This is a genomic window from Ensifer sp. CCNWLY38 (assembly GCF_037120565.1).
GTDB classification, from domain to species: Bacteria; Pseudomonadota; Alphaproteobacteria; order Rhizobiales; family Rhizobiaceae; genus Ensifer; species Ensifer adhaerens_H.
This window is the reverse complement of record NZ_JBBBBO010000001.1, coordinates 634,822-654,967: the sequence shown is the minus strand read 5'-3', so window position 1 is coordinate 654,967 and position 20,146 is coordinate 634,822. Positions and strand designations below refer to the sequence as shown.

Below are 20,146 nucleotides of genomic sequence, written 5' to 3'. Positions count from 1 at the left end.
CTTCCTGAAGCCTCTTTTGCCCCGTTCGAGCGAGACCTATGGTCAGTTGCCTTGCGGACGGTTACTTTGCCGCTCGATGAATCATCCCGCGGTTCCAAGCGCCGCCCCTGACACATGAGACGTGCCGGTCCGCTGCCCATGAGATTTCTTTCCCTGTTCGCTCTCTGCGCGTCCCTGATCGCAACGCCGCTTGCGGCCCAGCCCAGGGACCTGCCCATTCTGTTCGATGCGCGCGAACGCATCGCCAAGCCCGATCTTACGGGCCTTGCGCGCCTGCGCTTTCTGACGACCGTGGACTTTCCGCCGTTCAATTTCATCGACCAGTCAGGCAAGCTCTCCGGTTTTCACGTCGATCTCGTGCGCGAGATCTGCCGCGAGCTCGACATCGAAGCCAAATGCCAGATCCAGGCGGTAACCTATGCGGAACTGCTGCCGGCGCTGGAGCAGGGGCAGGGCGAAGTGGTTGCCGCCGGCGTCGCCGTCGGCCCGGAACTGCGCCAGCGCTTCGCCTTCTCGCGCGCCTTCATGCGGCTTCCGGCCCGCTTAGCCATCAACGCCAAGGCGGCCGGCGCCGTGACGGGTCCGAAGGACCTCAGGAAAAAAACGGTCGGTGTCGTGGCGGGCACCACGCATGAGGCCATGTTCAAGGCGTTCTTCCCGAGTATCGAGGCCAAGGTTTTCCCGGATCGCGATGCCATGCTCACGGCGCTGCAGAAGGGTGAGGTGCCGGCGGTCTTTTCCGACGGTTTGCAGCTTTCCTTCTGGATCTCAGGCACGACTGCCGGGGGCTGCTGCACACTCGTCGATGGTGCCTATTTCTCGCAGCGCTTTCTCGGTGAAGGCCTGACGATCATGAACCGCAAATCCGAACCGGCGCTGACCCAGGCAATCGACCACGCGCTGCTGGCACTGTCGCGCAGCGGCCGGCTCGAGGAAATCTATCTGCGCTACTTCCCGAACGGCATCTATTGAGCGCCCACTGCATGTTTCCTTTAATCGTAGCCGATTTAAGGACAAAAACATGCAGCAATTCAAAGTGCTACAGCGACCTTTGCGCGTCCTATAAGACGCGCGGCGCTGTAGAGAGCTTGGCGTGAACGCCGGGAAATGATGAGCTATCGGCGGAAGCGGGCTAGCGCCCCTCGTTCGATGGCGGCGCAGGTGAGCTTGTCGAGACCGAGGCGATCGCGCAGCAATTGCAACAGCCGGATCTCTTCATTGCGGATGCGCTGGTCCGCAGCGGCGATCTCGACGGCAAGTGCATAGGCCGTCTCGTGGAACTTTTCCGGAAGCGCCTCGCGCACGATTTCCAGCGCGATGTCCAGCCCCTCGGGAGCCGCGAGCTGGGCGGAGCATTCGTGGCCGATATGGACGAGCTGGTCCTCGTCGAACCCCTCGAAGACGGGCAGGAACTGCACCAGCCGGCCGATGCGGGTGAATTCGTCGTCGCTCATCTCGCGGTCGACCGCCGACATCATCACCATGACATAGATGAGCGCTTCGTGGTGGCTGAGGCTTGGCAGCATGGGTCTTTCCGGCGGTAGCGCAATTCCGGGACCAGCGTGAAGCGGTTTTTCATCCGGAATTGCAAAGGTTCAAGGAGTTGGATCATCTCACTGTCTCTACGATACAATGAGATGATCTGGACGGTTGAGAGCTGGGAATTGCCGCGGCTGTTTACAAGTCCGGCTGCGGCTCGTCCATCCCGGTGCCGAGCGTCGGGTCGTCAAACGTCATCGGCGTGTGACTGAGGTCGCGCGGATCTTCGCCATAGAAGCCGATCTTGGCCTGGCGCGCGGCGTCGGCCCGCTTCTTGAGCGGCGAGCCGGCTACCGGCGTCGCCCAGCCGTTGTCGACGAGCCAGGTTGCGAGGTCCTGCCCGCCGAGCGAGCAGGAAGCGGTGGCCGATGCGCCGGCGCTTCCCTGGGGCATGTCGCAGCTGACCGCACGTGCGCGCAGGAAGTTTCTGAAGGCCGTCCGTGCGACGATGCCGCAGGGCCAACTCTTCCCCCCGGTTTCGCAGGTTCTCTCCGCCTGCTCGGGCTCGATGCCATCGATCTGCAGCGTGAGCTTGTCGAACTGGATCACACCGGCGGCGATCGCCACAGGGCGATAGAGGATGGTCGGCCCGGCGGTCGCCTTCGCCTGCTTCTCCGGCTCTGCCAGCGGTGCACGCGGCTCCGCGCGTTCGAGCGGCGCGCTGGTGACGGTGTCGGGCAGACCGAACTGCTCCGGCTCGATGGCGCGTGCGGCTTTCTCCGTCGTGGACGACTGCGGTTGATCGCCGGTCGTCGCCGCACCGGGCTGTGCGGTGCCGTCGGTCGGCGTTCCCAAGTCGAGCGGTACGTTATCGCCCGTTTCGGCGTCATCCGGCGCCGGCTCGATTTCCGTCATGTCGGGAGTTTCGAGAACGAGGTCCGGCGTGGCGGCACTCTCGCGGTCGCGAATGGCGGCTGCACCCGCATAGAGGATGCCGGTGAAAAGCGCGATCGCGGCGATGCCGCCGGCAAGGGAGTATAAATGCTGCCGCATCAGGAAGAACGTCCTATTGGCTGGCCCAGATGATCCGGGCGATCCATTCGATCTGGCTGATCTCGAAGCTCCGGTTCGGGTGCTCCGGGTTGAGGGAAAGGAGTTCGATCGTGCGCGGCGTCTGGCGTGTCAGGACCTTCGCCATGAACTCGCCTTCGCGCGTCTTGACCACGACGCGGTCGCCGCGCCGAACCTGCGCCCCCGGATCGACGATCAGGGTGTCGCCGTCGCGGTACAGCGGCAGCATGCTGTCGCCCTGGACCTCGAGCGCGTAGATGCCGGCCCGGCGTTCCACCGCTGTTGGGAAGTCGATCACGTCCCACCCCTGGCCGGCGGGAAAACCGCCGTCGTCGAAGAAGCCGCCGGCACCCGCCTGGGCGAAACCGATCAGCGGGATCGCGGCGCTTGCAGTCGCCGGGGTGGCCTGAGTGTCATTCGGGTTCAGCAGGCTGGTGAACTGGTCCATGGTAGCGCCGGTCGCCTCGAGCACCTTGGCGATCGATTCCGTCGAAGGCCAGCGTTCCCGCCCGTCAGCAGAGTGGCGCTTGGACTTGTTGAAGGAGGTGGGGTCGAGCCCGGCGCGGCGGGCGAGACCCGAAGGCGAGAGCTGATTGCGCTCGGCCAATGCATCGATGGCGTGCCAGATCGTGCCGTGAGACAACATGCGAAAGGTCCGGGCCGAACAGGCGGCCACTTGCTGGGTTTGTTCGACACCACACTATCGAAACGCAGGGTACCGGTAAAGAATCCGAAGGAAAATAGTCCTTTCTCCGTCATTTGCTTTGAAGGCGACGGGCCCTATAGTTCGCTTGACGGGCAAGGCAGGCTTTCACCGGAGGGAACGTTTGTTGGCGCGCATGAGATCGGAGCGTCTGCTGTTCGTTGCCCTCGCTGCCGCGATTGCCGGGATCGCGCTGGAGCATCAGCTTCTCGAAATGGGGCGCCTGGCAACGCTTCTCAGTGCCGCCGGTCTCGTGGTGGCGATCGTGCTCGCCTCGCTGCGCGTGTCGCACCATGCCGAGGTGCTGGCGTCCAAGGTCGGCGATCCCTATGGCACGATGATCCTGACGCTCTCGGCAGTCCTTGTCGAGGTCGTCGTGCTGGCGATCATGATGACCAGCGAGACCTCGCCGACGCTTGTGCGCGACACGATCTATGCGGCCGTCATGCTCGATATCAACGGCATCCTGGGACTGGCTGCACTGCTCGGTGGCCTGAAACATGGAGAGCAGCCGTATAACGACGATTCCGCCCGCACCTACAGCGTCATGATCCTGACCGCGATGGGCATCTCGATGGTCGTTCCGGAGTTCGTGCCGGCGGCGAAATGGCATCTCTACTCGGCCTTCACCATCGGCGCGATGGTCACCCTCTATGCCCTGTTCCTGCGCATGCAGGTGGGGGTGCACAGCTATTTCTTCAGCTACAGCTACCCAAAGGCGAAGGGCGAGGGGAGCGCGATACAGGGCGGGCCGGACCAGCCGGTGCTGCCGTCGATCGTGATCCTGATCCTCGGCATCGTGTTGATCGGCGTGCTGGCAGAAGTGATGTCGTCGCTGCTGACCTCAGGCCTGAAGGGGAGCGGTGCCCCGCCGGCGGTCACCGCTATCGTGGTTGCCGCGATTTCCGCCTCGCCGGAGATCATGACCGCCATGCGGGCGGCACTCGCCAACCGCATGCAGGCCGTCGTCAACATCGCGCTCGGCGCCTCGCTGTCGACGGTTATCCTCACCGTGCCGGTCATGGAGGCGATCGCGCTCTATACCGGCCAGCCCTTCCTGATGGCGATGTCGCCGGTGCAGACGGTGATGGTGGCGGTCACTTTGATCGTGGCCGCGATCAATCTCAACGACGGCCAGACCAACGCCATCGAGGGCATGACCCATTTCGTGCTGTTCGCCACCTTCATCATGCTGTCGGTGATCGGGCTCTGACCCGGTGCTACTGACAAGACTGATGTCGCCTTGCGCGTCTCACAGGGCACGCGGTACAATAGGCAGGCTTGGCGGTCAGCCGGTTGCCCGTGTCGCGCGGTTGCGGGCGACGACCTCTTCATAAGCAGCCTGCAATGTCGCGCGAACCCGCGGCGGGCCGTCGAGCGGTGTGCCAAGGTGGTCGCGTCGCAGCTCGTCCATGAAGCGGTCCCAGAGTTCCGGTCCGCCGTTTTCCATCAATTCGGCGCGGATGCTGAGCTCTTCGCTGACCGGCAGATAGCGCCGTCCCCAGGCGCCGAGCTGCGCCATGATCGGCACCAGCGCGATCGTCATCTCCGTGAGACTGTAGATCGCTTTCTGCTTGTGCGTGGGGTCGTCGGCCTTGGTCAGCATGCCCTGCTCGACCAGCATCTTCAGCCGGTCCGCCAGGATGTTCGAGGAGATGCCCTCCTGGGATCGCAGCAATTCCCTGAAGTGCCGTTTACCGCCGAAGATCATGTCGCGAATGATCAGCAGGCTCCATTTGTCGCCGAACACTTCGAGCGAAAGATTGATCGGGCAACCCGAGCGAATATCGTCCTTCATTGGCACCTCTTTAAAACCGCTTGCATTATCGCATCAGTAAAGCTATCGTGCAACTGCTTTCAAAATTATAGCAGTTTTTAAACGAAACCAGTTAGGCAAGAGCCAGCGGTTTTCAGGCCTTAGAGGAGACGAGGAACATGACTGACAGATCCGTGGAACATGCGAGCTTCACCATCGAGCGCAGCTTCAAGGCGACGCCGGAACAGGTGTTCAAGGCTTTCTCTCAGCCGGCCGCGAAGGAGCGCTGGTTCGTCAAGGCCGATGGCTGGCCTATCGCCGAATACAGCCATGATTTCCGCGTCGGCGGCCGCGAGGTCGGGCGCTTCAGCCAGGATGGCGAGACGATCTACATCAACGATACCGTCTATCTCGACATCGTCGAGAACCGCCGCATCATCTCCGCCTATACGATGACGCAGAACGACAAGCGGATTTCGGCCTCCATCGCGACGGTCGATATCCGGCCCGACGACAAAGGCTCGCGCATCGTCTTCACCGAGCAGGTGGCCTTTCTCGATGGGCTGGACAAGCTCGAATACCGGCGGGAAGGCTGGGAGGAGTTGATCGGGGCGCTGGCCAAGGAGCTCGGCGAGACGGCTGTTGCGGCCTGACGCGCAGCGACCTTCCCCGCAAGATCATTGAATCCCCGAGGGCCGTTGCCGGTCCCCGGGGATTTCTCAATGCATGGCAGCGATGGCGCTGCCGGCAATTCCCATCGAAAAGAGCGTGAGGCAGACGGCGGCAATCCGGCGCGGCAGATGCGATGCCGACATGCCCTTCGACATCTGCACCAGCATGGCCCCGGCGCCGATCCAAGTCGACCCGGCGGCGACGACGAGCAGCGAGAAGCCGGCGATCCAGGGCCAGACGGCGGCCAGTCCAGTCTGCGGCAAAAGCACCAGGGCGACGATCAGCGCCTTCGGATTGAGCAGCGTCGTGACGAAGACCTGACGGATGGAGATGACGACACCTTCGCTGCGCTCGGCATCGGTGGTCCAGAGCGCATAGGCGAGGTAGAGAACCCAGCAGGCGGCGACGAGCCTGAGCGCAAGACCGAGCTGCGGATGGGCGGCAAGGAATGGCGCGAGTAGTGCTACGGCCGGGATGATGACGGCGAGATAACCGCCGAGCTCGCCGGTGAGCAACGGCAGCGAACGGCGGAAACCGGCAGAGGCGCCGGACAGCCAGAGCAGCGTGTTTGTCGGCCCCGGCGTTGCGAGCAGGATCAGGGCGGCGAGGGCGAAGGCGAGCGGCTGCATGTCGTTGGACCTGAGTTTCGTGGCCGTTATCGCCGCCTTCTAGCAGCCGCGCAAGCGCCCGTTCTTGATCTCCATCAAGCGCGGTGCCCGATCGTACCGGAAGCTACCCGCAAGAAATCGCCACAGGGGGCCGCAGGAATGCCTCTTCCGCGTGTGTCGCCGCCGCGCTATCAGACGGGACGCTGCCGCTTCTCTCCCGCCGGCGCGATCGAGGCCCTCCCATGAACAAGACCGTATTGTCAGGCATCGTCATGACGACGTTTTCCTATTTCCTGTTCTCGTTGCAGGATGCGTCGGTCAAATGGCTCGTCGTCGGCTATTCGGTCTGGCAGATCCTGTTTACCCGCAGCATCACCATCCTCGTGCTTTGCCTCGTCATCGGCCGCGGCAAGCTCGTGCGCAGCGCCATCGCGTCCCCGGTGATCAGGCCGCACTTCGTGCGCAACCTGCTGCTGCTCGCCGCCTGGCTTTCCTATTTCAATGCGGCGCGCGATCTCGGCCTCGCGGAGATGACGACGCTCTACTATGCAGCGCCGATCATCGTGACGCTGCTTGCCGTGCCGATCCTGAAGGAAGACGTGCCGCCGATCCGCTGGTTCGCCGTCTTCATCGGCTTCGTCGGCGTGCTCATCGCCTGTGACCCGCTCGGCACCGGGATGAAGCTGTCGCTGCCGGTGTTCCTGGCACTTACCGCCGCCGTCTTCTGGGCGATCGGCACCGTCATGCTGCGCAAGACCGCGCTTCAGGAAACGACCTTGGTGCAGATGACCATCTCCAACGTCTTCTTCATCGCGATGACCGGACTTGCGGTCGGCTTCTTCTGGACGCCGCCGGCGCTCTTCGACGTCGCACTGATGGCAGGCACCGGCGTGATTGCCGGCATCGCCCAGTACGCGCTGTTCGAGGGCATGCGTCGGGCGCCGATCTCGGTGATCGCGCCGTTCGAATACACCTCGCTCGTCTGGGCCTTCGGCCTCGGTTTCCTGATCTGGGGCGACGTGCCGGCCATGAATGTCTTTGCAGGCGCCGGCCTGATCTTCGCGGCCGGCCTGCTGATCATCGTCGGCGAACGCCTGGCGCACCGACGGGCCGGTGCCGCCGCTTAGAGGATATCGAAGCGGTACGGCCCCGATGGAACGCCGCTTCAGGCCTTGATGACGAGGGCTTCAGGCACGCGGCCGGTCAGCCGGAAGAACAGATGGGACGTGACAAGCACGTTCGGGTCGGCCAGGTGGCGGTCGAGTGCGGCGAGATCGTCGTCCAGTTGGGCCTTGTCGATGAAACCCTCGGCGACAAGACCGTCTCGGACATTGTTGATGAAATCCTTAAAGATCGGCCGGCGGTCGTGGCCAGGCGGGTAGACATGTGCGACGGCGTCGACGGAAATCGCCTCGACACCCGCTTCCCGGAACAGCCGATGCAGGCGGCGGCCGATATGGAGGTCGATGCCTCTGGCCGCCGAATAGGCGATATAGGCGGCAAGCAGCCGGTCCCAGGCGGCAAGCGGCGGGTCGCAGACATGCGCCAGGAAATCGGCCTCGAAGCTCGCGATCCAGCCGCCGGGTTTTACCAGCGACACCATTTCGAGCACGATGAGCTCCGGCCGCGGCACGTTGACGAGCACCAGCCGCATATGGGCACCGTCGAAGGAGCGGCGCGGCAGGCCCGTCGCATAGGCGTCGCCTTCCCGCACCTCCACCTGAGGCAAGGCGTGGCTGGCGACGAAACGGCGCGCAAGTTCGACGAAGTGCGGGTCGCGTTCGATACCGAGCACGGAGCCCGTGGGCCCGACCCGTTTGCCAAGCAGGTGCAGCACGCCGCCGGGGCCGCAGCCGAGATCGATGACGTGCTCCCCCGGCTGGATGCCGACCCTTTCGAGCTGCTGGTCGGAATCGGGGGCGAGATTGGCAATCTGTCGCTTCAGGCGTTCTTCCTCAGGCCCGGCACGCCCAAGCAGATAGAGATCAGGCTCGCTCATGGCGCGTCCCCCTCTGATCCCGGCGAGGATGCGCCCGGTGAAGGCAGCCGTCAACCGGGGCGCGTGGGTGGCTCAGCGTACCTACGAAGTCATGTAGCGGCGCTCTGCCGTTTCCTCGTAGATAACAAGACCTTCGCGCCGGTAGAACGCGACAGCGGGGTTGGTGGTCAACACGCTGAGGCGCAGGGGCAGGCCAACCGCCCTTGCTTCGCCGAGCACCTGCCTGAGCGTGATCGCGCCGTAGCCGCGTTTCTGATGGATAGGGGCCACATAGAGCTTGTTGACCCAGACATGGTCGTCGCGCCGTGTCACCGAAACGCAGCCGACATCTTCTTCTTCCGCAACGATGATGCGATGTTCGTCGAGGATCAGCGCGTCCGCAGGGCGAGGCCGCCAGCTGCCCCAGAGCGCGATGGCATAGTCGCGCATGCAGGCCTCTTCCAGCCAGTGCAGATAGGGTTCGTCGCCGGCGATGGCGAGGCGGAGAGTGGCTTTGTTCATGGCGCCGTCACGGTCCGAAGCTTTGATCGCGACCGGTCTAGCATCTCAACCGTAACAGGTTGATGGCTGCTTGTGGAAGGATTCAACTCGCGCAGGGGCGTCAGCCCGTTGGCGATCCACTCCAGCGGTTCCGCAATCACCATCAGGCGATTGACCATCTCGAGCAATCGGAGTGGTTGCATGGGTGGGCTATCGGCAATATGTCTCGTTGCCTCAATCAGGTCTTGTGACTTCCGGGAACGAAACAAACTCGTATGAGATTTTGGAACCACCTGTTCGCACGCTTTTCCAAGCGGAAGAGACATATGAAGTCCGATGATTATCGTGTTTTCACGCGAAAGTTTGATCGGATAGTCCATGCGGAGCATTTGTCCGATGTACTTGGACGGCTGCCGGCACAGGTGGATCAGTCGCATGAAACGGCGTGGACTATCTTTCAAACCGGGCTGGAGGAATGGCGAATGCGCTGGCATCTCCGCGCATTGTCATCCGCGGAGGCTGTTCGCGCAGCGGTCTCCGACGATGTACGAAACGACTTGGCCGTCACGATCTTGGTGGATCAATCGGGTTCTATGCGGGGGCAGCCCATGTTGATGGCAGCCGCAGCTATCGAAGTAGGTGAGCAATTCCTTCGCGGTCTTGGTTGCACCGTCGAGATACTCGGATTTACGACGTCGACCTGGCAGGGTGGTGAAGCTCGAAAGTACTGGCAGGCGCTTCTCAGACCCGAGCGCCCGGGCCGTCTCTGCGATTTGTTGCACATCGTCTATCTGGATGCGTCGAAGCGAAATTCCGGCACGCCTGGCCATCGCAGCTTCAAGCCAATGCTTCGGCCGGACTTGCCCAAGGAGAATGTTGATGGTGAGGCCTTGCAATGGGCGGCGGATCGCTTGCGCGCGAGCAGGCACGGCACCAAGTTCCTGTTGATCGTGTCCGATGGAGTTCCGGCCGACGACTCGACGTTGCTGGCCAACGATCCAGGGTATCTCGAACGCCATCTTCACAAGGTGGTGGCTGCGCTCGAAACGGACCCCGACATTTCCCTGGCAGCCATCGGAATCGGCCACGACGTATCCAAACACTACATGCGATCGCGTTCTGTCTTGGGGCCGAGCGATGTCGGCGAAGGTCTCATCGATCTCCTCAGCGAAATGCTCTTGTCCTCTGCAGAGCCGCGCAACTCGGCGGCTTCTGAAAGGTCGCACTAGCGCGTGGGATGCCGCCATATAGCCCGGGCAGAAAATGGCGACCGCCGGGAAAAAAGAAGGGCCTTTGCAGGCCCTTCCGATTGAACGATGGCGCGTTTTACGCCGCCTGTTTCTTCTCGCCGTAGGGGTCGAAGCGGCCGTAGAAGGTCTCGCCGCGCTCGGCCATTTCCTTCAGCAGTGCCGTCGGCTTGAAGTGGCTGCCGTAGTCCTTGGCAAGCTTGTCGCACATCTTGACGAAGGCCTTTACGCCCATGCCGTCGATGTAGGAGAGCGTGCCGCCGGTGTAGGGGGCAAAGCCGAAGCCGAGGATCGAGCCGACGTCCGCTTCGCGCGGATCGGTGACGATGCCCTCTTCCATGGTACGGGCGGCTTCAAGCGCGATCGTCGCCAGGAAGCGCTGCTTCAGCACTTCGACGTCGATCTTGTCGGCGTTCTTCTGCGGGTAGAGCGTCTTCAGCTCCGGCCACAGATACTTCTTGGCGGGCTTCGCCGGATACTCGTAGAAGCCCTTGCCGTTCTTGCGGCCGCGACGGTCGAGGTCGTCGACCATCTTGTTGATCAGCGCCATGTGCTTGGGATCGACGGCCTTTTCGCCGAGATCGGCGACGGTGGCCTTGAGGATCTTCTGGCTGAGGTCGATCGCCACTTCGTCGTTGAGCGACAGCGGTCCAACCGGCATGCCGGCCATCTTGGCGGCATTCTCGATCATCGCCGGCGGCACGCCTTCGATCAACATGTCATAGGCTTCGTGGATGTAGCGGAAGACGCAGCGGTTGACATAGAAGCCGCGGGTGTCGTTGACGACGATCGGCGTCTTCTTGATCGCGGCGACATAGTCGAGCGCTGTGGCGAGTGCCTTGTCGCCGCTCTCCTTGCCGAGGATCACTTCGGTCAGCATCATCTTCTCGACCGGCGAGAAGAAGTGGATGCCGATGAACTGGCCGGGGCGCTTGGAGTTCTTGGCAAGGCCAGTGATCGGCAGTGTCGAGGTGTTGGAGGCAAAGATCGTGTCTTCGCCGATCACCGCTTCGACCTTCTCGATTACGTCCTTCTTGACCTGGCGGTCTTCAAAGACGGCTTCGACCACAAGGCCGACTTCCTTCAGGTCGTTGTAATCGGCCGAAGGCGTGATGCGGGCGAGCAGCGCTTCGCCTTCTTCCTTGGTCAGGCGGCCCTTGCCGACCGAATCCTTGACCAGGCCTTCCGAGTGGGCCTTGCCCTTTTCGGCCGCTTCCATGTCGCGGTCGATCAGCGTGACGGCAATGCCGGCGGCAGCCGTCACATAGGCGATCGAGGCGCCCATGAAGCCGGCCCCGACGACGCCCACATGCTTGAACTCCGACTTCGTCACACCGGCGGGGCGGCGGGCGCCCTTGCCGAGCTCCTGCATCGAGACGAACAGCGAGCGGATCATCGAGAAGGCTTCGGTCGTCTGAAGGATCTCGGTGAAGTAGCGCTGCTCGATCTTGAGCGCGGTGTCGAACGGCACCTGCAGGCCTTCGTAGACGCATTTCAGGATGGCAACGGCGCCCGGATAGTTGCCGTAGGTCTCGCGGCGCAGGATGCCGGAAGCGGCGGGCCACAGCTGGGCCGAGGCCGGCGTCCAGATGCCGCCGCCCGGTACCTTGTAGCCCTTTTCGTCCCAGGGCTGCACCGGCTTCAGCCCGTTCTTGATCATCGCCTTGGCGGCGTCGACCAGCTTGTCCGCATCGACGACTTCATGCACGAGGCCAAGCGCCTTGGCGCGGGCCGCCGTCAGCGACGAGCCGGTGGTCATCATCTGCAGCGCGTCCTGCGCATTGGTCAGGCGCGGCACGCGCTGGGTGCCGCCGGCGCCCGGGAAGATGCCGACCTTGACTTCCGGCAGGGCGATCTTGACCGACTTGGAATTCGACGCGACACGGCCGTGGCAGGCGAGCGAAAGCTCGAAAGCGCCGCCCATGCAGGTGCCGTTGATTGCCGACACCCACGGCTTGCCCGAGGTTTCGAGCTTGCGGAACAGGCCCGTCATGCGGCCGACGAGGTCGAAAAGCTTCTGGGCGGCGTTATCCGGATCCTTCTTCTTTTCTTCCTGCTGGAAGGTGAACATCGACTTGATCATCGAGAGGTCGGCGCCGCCGGAGAAAGTCGACTTTCCGGAGGTAAAGACGACGCCCTCGACGGCTGCGTCCGCTGTCGTTGCGTCGACGATGGCGTTCAGTTCCTCCATCACCTCCTGGGTGAAGACGTTCATCGACTTCTCAGGCATGTCCCAGGTGACGAGTGCGATGCCGTCGGCGTCGGTCTCGATCTTGAAATTGGTGTATTGCGTCATGGTTCTCCCCCTCAGTAGAGAATGGGTTCGATGCGCAGCGAGATGTTCGATCCGCCGCTGTAACGTTGTTTACTGGTATTGGTGGCGATCAGCCGGCCGTCGCGCTCAACGCGGACGGTGAAGCCCGCATCGGTGGCCTTATTGAGTTCAGGCTTCGGCACCTGCAGCACGAAGGGCACGCGGGTGGCCTTGCCATCGCTGACGACGGACGTTTCCGCGATCAGCTTGGCAGCGACGTCCATCACGCCTTGCTCTTCGAGCCTGATCGTGACCGTGCCGGCCGGAACCGGGCCGCTGGCGACATTGGTGATCGCACCGGTGAGCGTGAAGCTGTCGCCGCCTTCCTCGTCGGAGACGCAGCCGGCGGCTGCAAGCAGCCCCAGGCCCATCAGCGCGAGAAGAGAGCGGCGCATCACGTCCATCGTCAGACCCTTTCGATGATCGTGGCCGTGCCCATGCCGGCGCCGATGCAGAGTGTCACGAGCGCGGTGTTGAGATCGCGGCGCTCCAGCTCGTCGAGCACGGTGCCGAGGATCATCGCGCCGGTGGCTCCGAGCGGATGGCCCATGGCGATCGCGCCGCCGTTGACGTTGATCTTGTCGTGCGGGATGTCGAAGGCCTGCATGTAGCGCAGCACGACGGCGGCGAAGGCTTCGTTGAGCTCGAAGAGGTCGATATCCGACAGCTTCATGTCGGCGCGCTTCAGGAGCTTTTCGGTGACGTCGACCGGGCCCGTCAGCATCAGCGCCGGATCGGAACCGATATTGGCGAAGGCGCGGATGCGGGCGCGCGGCTTCAGGCCCATGCTCTCGCCGCCGGCCTTGGAGCCGAGCAGCACGGCTGCGGCGCCGTCGACGATGCCCGACGAGTTGCCGGCATGGTGCACGTAGTTGATCTTCTCGATCTCCGGATGCGCCTGGATGCCGACGGCTTCGAAGCCGCCCATCTCGCCCGGCATCTGGAACGACGGGTTGAGCGAGGCGAGCGCCTGCATGTCGGTGCCGGGACGCATGTGCTCGTCACGGTCGAGGATGGTCAGACCGTTCCCGTCCTTGACCGGCACGACCGACTTCTTGAAATAGCCCTTCTCCCAGGAATGCGCCGCGCGCTTCTGGCTTTCCACGGCATAGGCATCGACGTCATCGCGGCTGAAACCGTATTTCGTGGCGATCAGGTCGGCAGAAACACCCTGCGGCATGAAGAAGGCCGGCAGGTTGACCGAGGGGTCCATGAACCAGGAGCCGCCGGACATGCCGAGACCGACTCGCGACATGCTCTCGACGCCGCCGGCAATCACGATGTCGTCTGCACCCTGGGCGATCTTGGCCGCGCCGAAGTTGATGGCGTCGAGACCGGAGGCGCAGAAGCGCGAGATCTGCATGCCCGGCGCGCGGGTGGAATAGCCCGCTTCGAAGGCGGCCGCCTTCGGGATCACCGCACCGGCGTCCATCACCGGATCGACGCAGCCCATGATGATGTCGTCGACGGTCGAGGTGTCGAGGTCGTTGCGGTCACGCACCGCCTCCAGCATCTTGGCGGCGAGGCGAACGGACGGCACTTCGTGCAGCGATCCGTCCTTCTTGCCACGGCCGCGCGGCGTGCGCACGTGGTCATAAACGAAGACTTTCGTCATGTCTCATCTCCCTTTCGGCAGCACCATCAGGTGCTGCCCGTCAAAACAGTTTGAAATCGAACGGCTCAGAAGGCGGCCGCGTCGAGCGCCATCAGCGTGTCGGCGCCGGTCTCGATGCGGGCCTTGCGCAGCGCCGTTTCCGGCAGGATCCTTTCCATGAAGAAGGTCGCGGTGATCAGCTTGTTCTTCAGATAGTCTGCGCGCGCCGTTTCGCCAGAGGCAAGTTTTTCCTCAGCGGTCTTGGCAATTTTTGCCCACATGTAACCAAGCACGACGAGGCCGAAGAGGTGCATGTAGTCGGTCGAGCCGGCGCCGGCATTGTCGGGCTTGGCCATGGCGTTCTGCATGAACCACATGGTCGCGGCCTGCAGGTCGTTGAGACCCTTCTTCAGCGCCTTGGTATAGGCGGAGAGCTTCTCGTTGCTGCGGTTTTCCTCGCAGAAATCGCCGATTTCCTTGAACAGCGCCATAACGGCGCGGCCGCCGTTCAAGCCCAGCTTGCGGCCGACGAGGTCGAGCGCCTGGATGCCGTTGGCGCCTTCGTAGATCATTGCGATACGGGCATCGCGGACATACTGGCTCATGCCGTGTTCTTCGATGTAGCCGTGGCCGCCGAACATCTGCTGCGCCATGACGGCGTGGTCGAAGCCCTTGTCGGTCAGCACGCCCTTCAGGATCGGGGTCATCAGGCCGAGAATGTCATCGGCCGTCTGGCGGTCGGCGTCATTGTCGGAGCGGTGGGCGATATCAGATTTCAGCGCGGTCCAGAGCGTGAACGCGCGGCCGGCCTCGTTGAAGGCGCGGATCGTCATCAGCGTTCGGCGCACATCCGGATGCACGATGATCGGGTCGGCCTTCTTGTCCGGCGCCTTCGGACCGGAAAGCGAGCGGCCCTGGATGCGGTCGCGGGCATAGTTGGCGGCGTTCTGGTAGGCGATTTCGGCGATCGACAGGCCCTGCAGGCCGACGCCGAGGCGCGCCTCGTTCATCATCACGAACATGGCGTTGAGGCCCTTGTTCTCCGTGCCGATGAGGTAGCCCTCGGCCTCGTCATAGTTCATGACGCAGGTGGAGTTGCCGTGGATGCCCATCTTGTGTTCGATCGCGCCGCAGGAAACGCCGTTGCGTTCGCCCGGCTCGCCGTCGGCATTGAGCTTGAACTTCGGCACGATGAACAGCGAGATGCCCTTCACGCCTTCCGGTGCGCCCTCGATGCGGGCGAGCACCAGATGGATGATGTTATCCGACATGTCGTGTTCGCCGGCGGAGATGAAGATCTTCTGGCCGGAGATCTTGTAGGAGCCGTTGCCAGCTGGGACCGCCTTGGTGCGCAGCAGGCCGAGGTCGGTGCCGCAATGGGGCTCGGTCAGGTTCATCGTGCCGGTCCAGGTGCCGGCAACCATCTTCGGCAGATAGGCCTGCTTCTGTTCGTCCGTACCGTGAACGAGGATTGCCGCGATCGCGCCCTGGGTGAGGCCGGGATACATGGTCAACGCCATGTTGGCGGACGACATGTACTCGCCGACGGCGGTGTGCAGCGTATAGGGCAGGCCCTGGCCGCCGAATTCCTCAGGCACGGCGAGGCCGAGCCAGCCGCCTTCGCGGTAGAGGTCGAAGGCTTCCTTGAAGCCCTTCGGCACGCTGACCGAACCGTCGTCGCGGCGCTTGCAGCCTTCCTGATCGCCGGAGAGATTGACCGGGAACAGGGCCTCCTCGGCAAGCTTGGCTGCCTCGCCGACGATCGCCTCGATCATGTCAGGCGTCGCGTCCGCGAAACCGGGCAGGTTGTTGTAGCGCTCGATGCCGAGCACGTCGTTCAGGATGAAGAGGGTATCGTCGACCGGGGCCTTGTAGATGGGCATGCTTTCCTCGCCTTTTGGTGCTTCGGGCGCCGTACCTCGTCGTCGACGCCCGGTTGCAGGATGCCGGATGCGCCGCCATCCTCTTTGATTCTAGAGCATCTTTCCCTTCCAGTGATTCCACAGGAAGGCGGCATGCTCCAGGGCGGTCTCGCATCGTTGGCCGGATGCTACAAAATTTTGACGTTTGCGTAAACGTCAAAAATTGCGGGTTGCGAAGTTTCGTCGCGGCACCGGGGAGCCGAAAGGGGGGCCGGCAACCCGCGCTCACGGTACGATCCTGCCAAATCGTTAAAAAATCCTGGGTAGATTAACGGCTTATTTACCACGTTTCATGAAAGGTGCGTGTTGAGATGGTCAAAGCTGCAACCTGTCCTGGCGTCGCATCGTTGTAGTTTTGCCCACGTCGGAAGCGCCACAGGGGTGAGGAAAGCTGTTTTCTTCCGTGACGACTTTCGAGATGGCCGACGACAGGGGCGAAGAACACCATGAATGGATCGCGATCAAATCCTCAGCGCGCAGGCAGCCAGTCCTATAGCGAGCGGCCGTCGCTCGACGCTTTGAACCGCACCATCGAAGGACTTGAGGCGCGGATCGAAGGCCTGATGAACGGCGCTGCCCGCGACGTGGCGCCAAGACCGCCCGAACGTCTTCCGGCCCGCGAACCAGCCAGAGAACCCGCAACGCCCCGTGACGCCGTCTCCGAAATCATGCAGCGCCAGCGCAGCCTCAGCGCTTCGCGCGAGCGCCCGCCGCTTCGCGACCGGCTGCCCCAGCGCGAGCCGGAACGCTATGTTTCCGAACGTCCGGCCTCTGACCGTTTTACCGAAGAGCCCCGCCTGCAACCGCTGCACAGCCAGCCGCAGCGCCCGTCTTTGGCCGTCAACGATATCGCCGAGGCGCTGGTCGGTCTGCGCCAGGACCTGAAGCGCGACATCACCGACGGGCTGACACGCGAGATGATTTCGCTGCGTTCCGAAATTCGCGGCATCAAGGCCCAGGCGCAGGATCACAGCTTCGCCGAAGACGTGCGCGGTGACATGCAGCGCCTTGCCGACAGCATCCAGCAGCTCGGCCGCCAGGCCTCGCCCGCCCAGGCCGATGCGCTACGCGGCGACTTCGACGAACTGCGTGCGATGATCGACGGCCTTGCACGCGAAGACAGCATGCGCCGCATGGAAAGCCGCTGGACCGGCGTCGAGGACAGGCTGATCGCGTTTGATCAGAACCGTGACGACGAGCTGGTGGCGCTCGCCTATCGCCTGGACGAGATCAAGTCGCAGATCGGCTCGCTGAAGGGCAGCTCGGCCGTGGACGCGCTTGAGGACAAGCTGATCGCCGTCGCCCAGGCCATCGAAATGCTGGGCCGCCAGATCCAGCCTGACGACCGCCGTCTCGTTTCGCAGTTTGCGGATCTCGACAACCGGCTCGATGAAATCAGCCGCGCCATCGCTGCCAGCAGCCGCACGGCGACCGGCCTCGACGGTGGCTTCGTCAACCGGCTGGAAAGCCGGCTTGGCGACCTCTCCCGTCAGATGGATAGCCTGTCGCGCCCGAACGATTCCGGCCTCAGCGCCCGCCTGGAAGCTTTGACCGCCCGGGTCGAAGATCTCGCCGGCGAAAAGGCGGCCGCCCGTCTCGAAGAGCGTCTCGACCAGCTTTCGCTGCTGATGGAGCGCAGCAACAGGACCGCGCAGTCGGATCTCAACGATTATCTGTCGGATATTTCGCGCAAGATCGAGGCCCTGGACCAGGGCAGCGTCAACGACGCACTGGCCGAGCGGCTCGACTATCTGGCACGCCGGATCGACGAACTCGACGCCCATGGCGCTCAGCCCGCCTCCGACCCGCGTTTCGACCGGCTGGAAGATCGCCTGGTCGGCATCGCGCAGCGTCTGGAAGAGACCCACGCTGCACCGTTCGATGATCGTGTCGCCCTGCAGAACCTCGAAGCGCAGATCGCCAATCTGTCGACGCTGGTCAGCCAGCCGCGCGCGGACGTCGCTGCGAGCGCGGTGCCCGTCGATTTCGAAAACCGCATGAGCGCGCTCGAGGACTACCTCTCGACCAGCGACGAATACATCGTCGAGGCCGCTCGCCAGGCGGCCGAAGCGGTGATGGAAGCCTATGCCAAGAACGGCTCTACGCGGAGTTCCGGCGGAGATCTGGCCGCAATCTCGGCGCTTGCCGAAGACCTTCGCACGCTCGAGGACCTCAGCCGCTCCAGCGAGGAGCGCACAGCGCGCACCTTCGAGGCATTGCACGAGACCCTCGTGCATATCGCCGACAAGCTGGAGCGCATCGAAAATCGCGAGCCGGCAATGTCGGCACGGGCTGAAACGCCGGTGCTGCGCGAACCCGCGCAGATGCAGACGGCCGCACAGTCGGAATTCAACGATCCCTTCGGCGGCAACGATCTCGACGACCGCTACGAGGACCTGCAGCGCAACGTCCGTGCGCTGCAGGCCGAAGATCAGGCTGTGGTCGCCCAAACGGCCGAGCCTACAACGGCCTTTGCCGATGACCAGCAGGTCTCGACCGTTGAAGTCGAAGATGTGCGCGAACCGGCCGCTGCAGCCCGCACCGGCCTGCTTGCCGGCCTGACCCGGCGCTTCTCCGGCAAGCGGTCCGAGCCGGTGCACGAGCAGGAGCAGTCCCGACAGCTCGTCGAGCCGACCCCGTCGATCGATCCCTCCGAAATGCTTGCGCCCGAGGAAGCCAACCAGCTGCTGGAGCCGGGTTCCGGCGTTCCCGATGTCAAGAAGATCCTGGAACGCGTGCGCGCCGGGCAGATGAACAAGGCGGGCATTCAGCCTGCCGATGGCGACAAGTCGGACTTCATCGCTGCCGCCCGCCGTGCCGCCCAGCTCGCCGTTGAAGAGGCCGACACCCTGAACAAGGTCGGTCAAAGCGGAAAGACCTCTGGCATCGGCGGCGCTTTTGCCCGTCACCGCCGACCCATCCTGATGGCCGTCGGCGCGGTCCTGCTGGCGATCATGTCCTATCCGCTGGTCAGCAATATGCTGAAGAAGCAAGAGACCGCACCGGTGGAGCCGGCCGCGATCATCGAGCAGCAGGCGGTGCCGGAATCGCGCGAAAACAAGATCGTCGACGACCTTCTGCCGCAGACCGCGGCCGTGGCCCCGGCTGAAACGCCGGTCACGGCATCCGAAACCGCTGTCGCAGCACCTGTCGATTCCGTTGAAGCCCCGGCGAGGGTATCCGAAGCTTCGATCTCGGTACCGGCGACGGCCGTGCCGACGACCACCATTGCGACACCGGCCGAAGAGAAGGCACCGATGCTCGCGCCGGTCGCAGAAACGAAAGCCGCTTCGGCGGCTTCCGAGTTCCAGGCGACCCCCGCTGGCAACGCACCCGCCAGTGGTGCGGCCCTTATCAGTTCTGCGGCCGAGGGCGCGGCAACGACCGCGCTGGCGCCGGTGGCCGCACCGAGTGAGATCGTGCTGCCGGAAGGTTTCGGCCCGGCGGCGCTGGTCACCGCCGCCAAGGGCGGCGACCCGCTTGCCTTCTACGAAATCGGCGCCCGCTTTAGCGAAGGCCGCAGCGTTCCTGAAAACATGGCGGAAGCCGCCAAGTGGTATCAGCGCGCCGCCGACGCCGGCGTCGTTCCGGCGCAGTATCGCCTCGCGAGCATGTATGAAAAAGGCATGGGCGTAGCGCGTGACGCCTCCAAGGCGAAGGCGCTCTATCTCGCCGCCGCCGGCCAGGGCAACGCCAGCGCCATGCACAACCTCGCGGTGATGCTGGCGAGCGGCCGCGATGGTTCGCCTGACTTTGCCGAGGCAACGAAGTGGTTCGCGAAGGCTGCCGAACTAGGCATCCGCGATAGCCAGTTCAACCTCGCCGTCCTCTATGCGCGTGGCAACGGCGTGCCGCAGGACTTGACCGAATCCTACAAGTGGTTCTCGGCGGCCGCCCGCGAAGGCGACATGGATGCCGCCGCCAAGCGTGACGAAGTTGCCAAGGCGATGAAGCCTGAGCAGCTCGAAAGCGCCAAGGCGAAAGCCGATGCCTGGAAGGTGCAGCCGGTCGACGCCAAGGCGAACACGGTCGACGTTCCGGACGCCTGGGTCGGCCCGGCCAACAAGACCGCCAGCGTCGACATGACCAAGGCGGTCCGCAATATCCAGGCGATCCTGAACAACAACGGCTTCGACGCCGGCAAGCCCGACGGCCAGATGGGCAAGAAGACCGTGGCTGCCATCAAGGCCTTCCAGAAGTCGGTCGGCCAGGAGCCGACGGGCGAAATCACCGAGCAGCTGGTCAAGGAATTGCTGAAGCGCAATTCCTGACCCTTGGGCTTGCGCCGTAATAAAGCCGCA

Annotated in this window: 17 protein-coding genes; 6 read left to right on the top strand and 11 right to left on the bottom strand. The window is 63.5% G+C overall.

The annotated features are described in order from the left end of the window. Positions 1-138: 138 nt before the first annotated feature. Positions 139-972: a transporter substrate-binding domain-containing protein gene (locus V7S54_RS03225; RefSeq protein WP_336408044.1), complete on the top strand. Its 834-nt coding sequence runs from the start codon at positions 139-141 to the stop codon at positions 970-972. Positions 973-1,115: 143 nt separating this feature from the next. Here the strand turns inward: V7S54_RS03225 and V7S54_RS03220 are convergent, their stop codons facing one another. The 3 genes from V7S54_RS03220 to V7S54_RS03210 form a co-directional block, all read right to left on the bottom strand. Then, positions 1,116-1,526, bottom strand: a complete 411-nt coding sequence (locus tag V7S54_RS03220; protein WP_058323602.1) for a tellurite resistance TerB family protein — start codon at positions 1,524-1,526, stop codon at positions 1,116-1,118. Between the two features lie 151 nt (positions 1,527-1,677). Continuing rightward, positions 1,678-2,532, bottom strand: coding sequence for a thermonuclease family protein (locus tag V7S54_RS03215; RefSeq protein WP_065372315.1), 855 nt, complete (start codon positions 2,530-2,532; stop codon positions 1,678-1,680). A gap of 13 nt (positions 2,533-2,545) precedes the next feature. Further along, positions 2,546-3,196, bottom strand: a complete 651-nt coding sequence (locus tag V7S54_RS03210; protein ID WP_065372316.1) for a S24 family peptidase — start codon at positions 3,194-3,196, stop codon at positions 2,546-2,548. Positions 3,197-3,377: 181 nt separating this feature from the next. On the opposite strand from V7S54_RS03210, the gene V7S54_RS03205 reads away from it, so the two are divergent. Further along, a complete protein-coding gene (locus V7S54_RS03205) occupies positions 3,378-4,466 on the top strand; it encodes a calcium:proton antiporter (protein WP_065372317.1) in 1,089 nt (362 codons plus the stop codon). A 75-nt stretch (positions 4,467-4,541) separates the two neighbouring features. On the opposite strand, the gene V7S54_RS03200 is transcribed toward V7S54_RS03205, so the two are convergent. After that, positions 4,542-5,051 carry a winged helix-turn-helix transcriptional regulator gene (locus V7S54_RS03200; protein WP_065372318.1) on the bottom strand — a complete coding sequence of 170 codons (510 nt, stop codon included), beginning with the start codon at positions 5,049-5,051 and terminating at the stop codon, positions 4,542-4,544. Between the two features lie 137 nt (positions 5,052-5,188). On the opposite strand from V7S54_RS03200, the gene V7S54_RS03195 reads away from it, so the two are divergent. Next, positions 5,189-5,662 carry an SRPBCC family protein gene (locus tag V7S54_RS03195; RefSeq protein ID WP_065372319.1) on the top strand — a complete coding sequence of 158 codons (474 nt, stop codon included), beginning with the start codon at positions 5,189-5,191 and terminating at the stop codon, positions 5,660-5,662. Positions 5,663-5,728: 66 nt separating this feature from the next. On the opposite strand, the gene V7S54_RS03190 is transcribed toward V7S54_RS03195, so the two are convergent. Further along, positions 5,729-6,310 carry a LysE family translocator gene (locus V7S54_RS03190; protein WP_065372320.1) on the bottom strand — a complete coding sequence of 194 codons (582 nt, stop codon included), beginning with the start codon at positions 6,308-6,310 and terminating at the stop codon, positions 5,729-5,731. 221 nt (positions 6,311-6,531) lie between these two features. On the opposite strand from V7S54_RS03190, the gene V7S54_RS03185 reads away from it, so the two are divergent. After that, a complete protein-coding gene (locus V7S54_RS03185; RefSeq protein ID WP_336408043.1) occupies positions 6,532-7,416 on the top strand; it encodes a DMT family transporter in 885 nt (294 codons plus the stop codon). 38 nt (positions 7,417-7,454) lie between these two features. Here V7S54_RS03185 and V7S54_RS03180 read toward each other — a convergent pair whose 3' ends face one another. Further along, the gene (locus tag V7S54_RS03180; RefSeq protein WP_065372322.1) at positions 7,455-8,288 is read right to left on the bottom strand and encodes a methyltransferase domain-containing protein; all 834 of its coding nucleotides are present in this window, start codon (positions 8,286-8,288) and stop codon (positions 7,455-7,457) included. A gap of 81 nt (positions 8,289-8,369) precedes the next feature. After that, complete coding sequence (locus tag V7S54_RS03175) at positions 8,370-8,789, bottom strand: GNAT family N-acetyltransferase (RefSeq protein WP_065372323.1); 420 nt, start codon at positions 8,787-8,789, stop codon at positions 8,370-8,372. 305 nt (positions 8,790-9,094) lie between these two features. On the opposite strand from V7S54_RS03175, the gene V7S54_RS03170 reads away from it, so the two are divergent. Further along, complete coding sequence (locus V7S54_RS03170) at positions 9,095-9,997, top strand: cobaltochelatase CobT-related protein (protein ID WP_065372324.1); 903 nt, start codon at positions 9,095-9,097, stop codon at positions 9,995-9,997. A 97-nt stretch (positions 9,998-10,094) separates the two neighbouring features. Here V7S54_RS03170 and V7S54_RS03165 read toward each other — a convergent pair whose 3' ends face one another. From V7S54_RS03165 to V7S54_RS03150, 4 genes are all read right to left on the bottom strand, one after another. After that, positions 10,095-12,311, bottom strand: a complete 2,217-nt coding sequence (locus V7S54_RS03165; protein WP_065372325.1) for an FAD-dependent oxidoreductase — start codon at positions 12,309-12,311, stop codon at positions 10,095-10,097. An 11-nt stretch (positions 12,312-12,322) separates the two neighbouring features. Further along, positions 12,323-12,724, bottom strand: a complete 402-nt coding sequence (locus V7S54_RS03160; protein ID WP_176707508.1) for a YbaY family lipoprotein — start codon at positions 12,722-12,724, stop codon at positions 12,323-12,325. Between the two features lie 11 nt (positions 12,725-12,735). Continuing rightward, positions 12,736-13,944, bottom strand: a complete 1,209-nt coding sequence (locus V7S54_RS03155; RefSeq protein WP_057248123.1) for an acetyl-CoA C-acetyltransferase — start codon at positions 13,942-13,944, stop codon at positions 12,736-12,738. 65 nt (positions 13,945-14,009) lie between these two features. Then, positions 14,010-15,806, bottom strand: coding sequence for an acyl-CoA dehydrogenase C-terminal domain-containing protein (locus tag V7S54_RS03150; RefSeq protein ID WP_065372327.1), 1,797 nt, complete (start codon positions 15,804-15,806; stop codon positions 14,010-14,012). A 485-nt stretch (positions 15,807-16,291) separates the two neighbouring features. On the opposite strand from V7S54_RS03150, the gene V7S54_RS03145 reads away from it, so the two are divergent. Then, positions 16,292-20,116, top strand: a complete 3,825-nt coding sequence (locus V7S54_RS03145) for a peptidoglycan-binding protein (RefSeq protein WP_065372328.1) — start codon at positions 16,292-16,294, stop codon at positions 20,114-20,116. The last annotated feature ends 30 nt before the right edge of the window (positions 20,117-20,146 follow it).

Coding starts and splice junctions, on each gene's coding strand:
- V7S54_RS03170 (WP_065372324.1), top strand. CDS start 9,095: ATGAAGTCCGATGATTATCGTGTTTTCACGCGAAAGTTTGATCGGATA.
- V7S54_RS03210 (WP_065372316.1), bottom strand. CDS start 3,196: ATGTTGTCTCACGGCACGATCTGGCACGCCATCGATGCATTGGCCGAG.
- V7S54_RS03180 (WP_065372322.1), bottom strand. CDS start 8,288: ATGAGCGAGCCTGATCTCTATCTGCTTGGGCGTGCCGGGCCTGAGGAA.
- V7S54_RS03175 (WP_065372323.1), bottom strand. CDS start 8,789: ATGAACAAAGCCACTCTCCGCCTCGCCATCGCCGGCGACGAACCCTAT.
- V7S54_RS03220 (WP_058323602.1), bottom strand. CDS start 1,526: ATGCTGCCAAGCCTCAGCCACCACGAAGCGCTCATCTATGTCATGGTG.
- V7S54_RS03145 (WP_065372328.1), top strand. CDS start 16,292: ATGAATGGATCGCGATCAAATCCTCAGCGCGCAGGCAGCCAGTCCTAT.
- V7S54_RS03215 (WP_065372315.1), bottom strand. CDS start 2,532: ATGCGGCAGCATTTATACTCCCTTGCCGGCGGCATCGCCGCGATCGCG.
- V7S54_RS03225 (WP_336408044.1), top strand. CDS start 139: ATGAGATTTCTTTCCCTGTTCGCTCTCTGCGCGTCCCTGATCGCAACG.
- V7S54_RS03195 (WP_065372319.1), top strand. CDS start 5,189: ATGACTGACAGATCCGTGGAACATGCGAGCTTCACCATCGAGCGCAGC.
- V7S54_RS03200 (WP_065372318.1), bottom strand. CDS start 5,051: ATGAAGGACGATATTCGCTCGGGTTGCCCGATCAATCTTTCGCTCGAA.
- V7S54_RS03150 (WP_065372327.1), bottom strand. CDS start 15,806: ATGCCCATCTACAAGGCCCCGGTCGACGATACCCTCTTCATCCTGAAC.
- V7S54_RS03185 (WP_336408043.1), top strand. CDS start 6,532: ATGAACAAGACCGTATTGTCAGGCATCGTCATGACGACGTTTTCCTAT.
- V7S54_RS03165 (WP_065372325.1), bottom strand. CDS start 12,311: ATGACGCAATACACCAATTTCAAGATCGAGACCGACGCCGACGGCATC.
- V7S54_RS03160 (WP_176707508.1), bottom strand. CDS start 12,724: ATGCGCCGCTCTCTTCTCGCGCTGATGGGCCTGGGGCTGCTTGCAGCC.
- V7S54_RS03190 (WP_065372320.1), bottom strand. CDS start 6,310: ATGCAGCCGCTCGCCTTCGCCCTCGCCGCCCTGATCCTGCTCGCAACG.
- V7S54_RS03155 (WP_057248123.1), bottom strand. CDS start 13,944: ATGACGAAAGTCTTCGTTTATGACCACGTGCGCACGCCGCGCGGCCGT.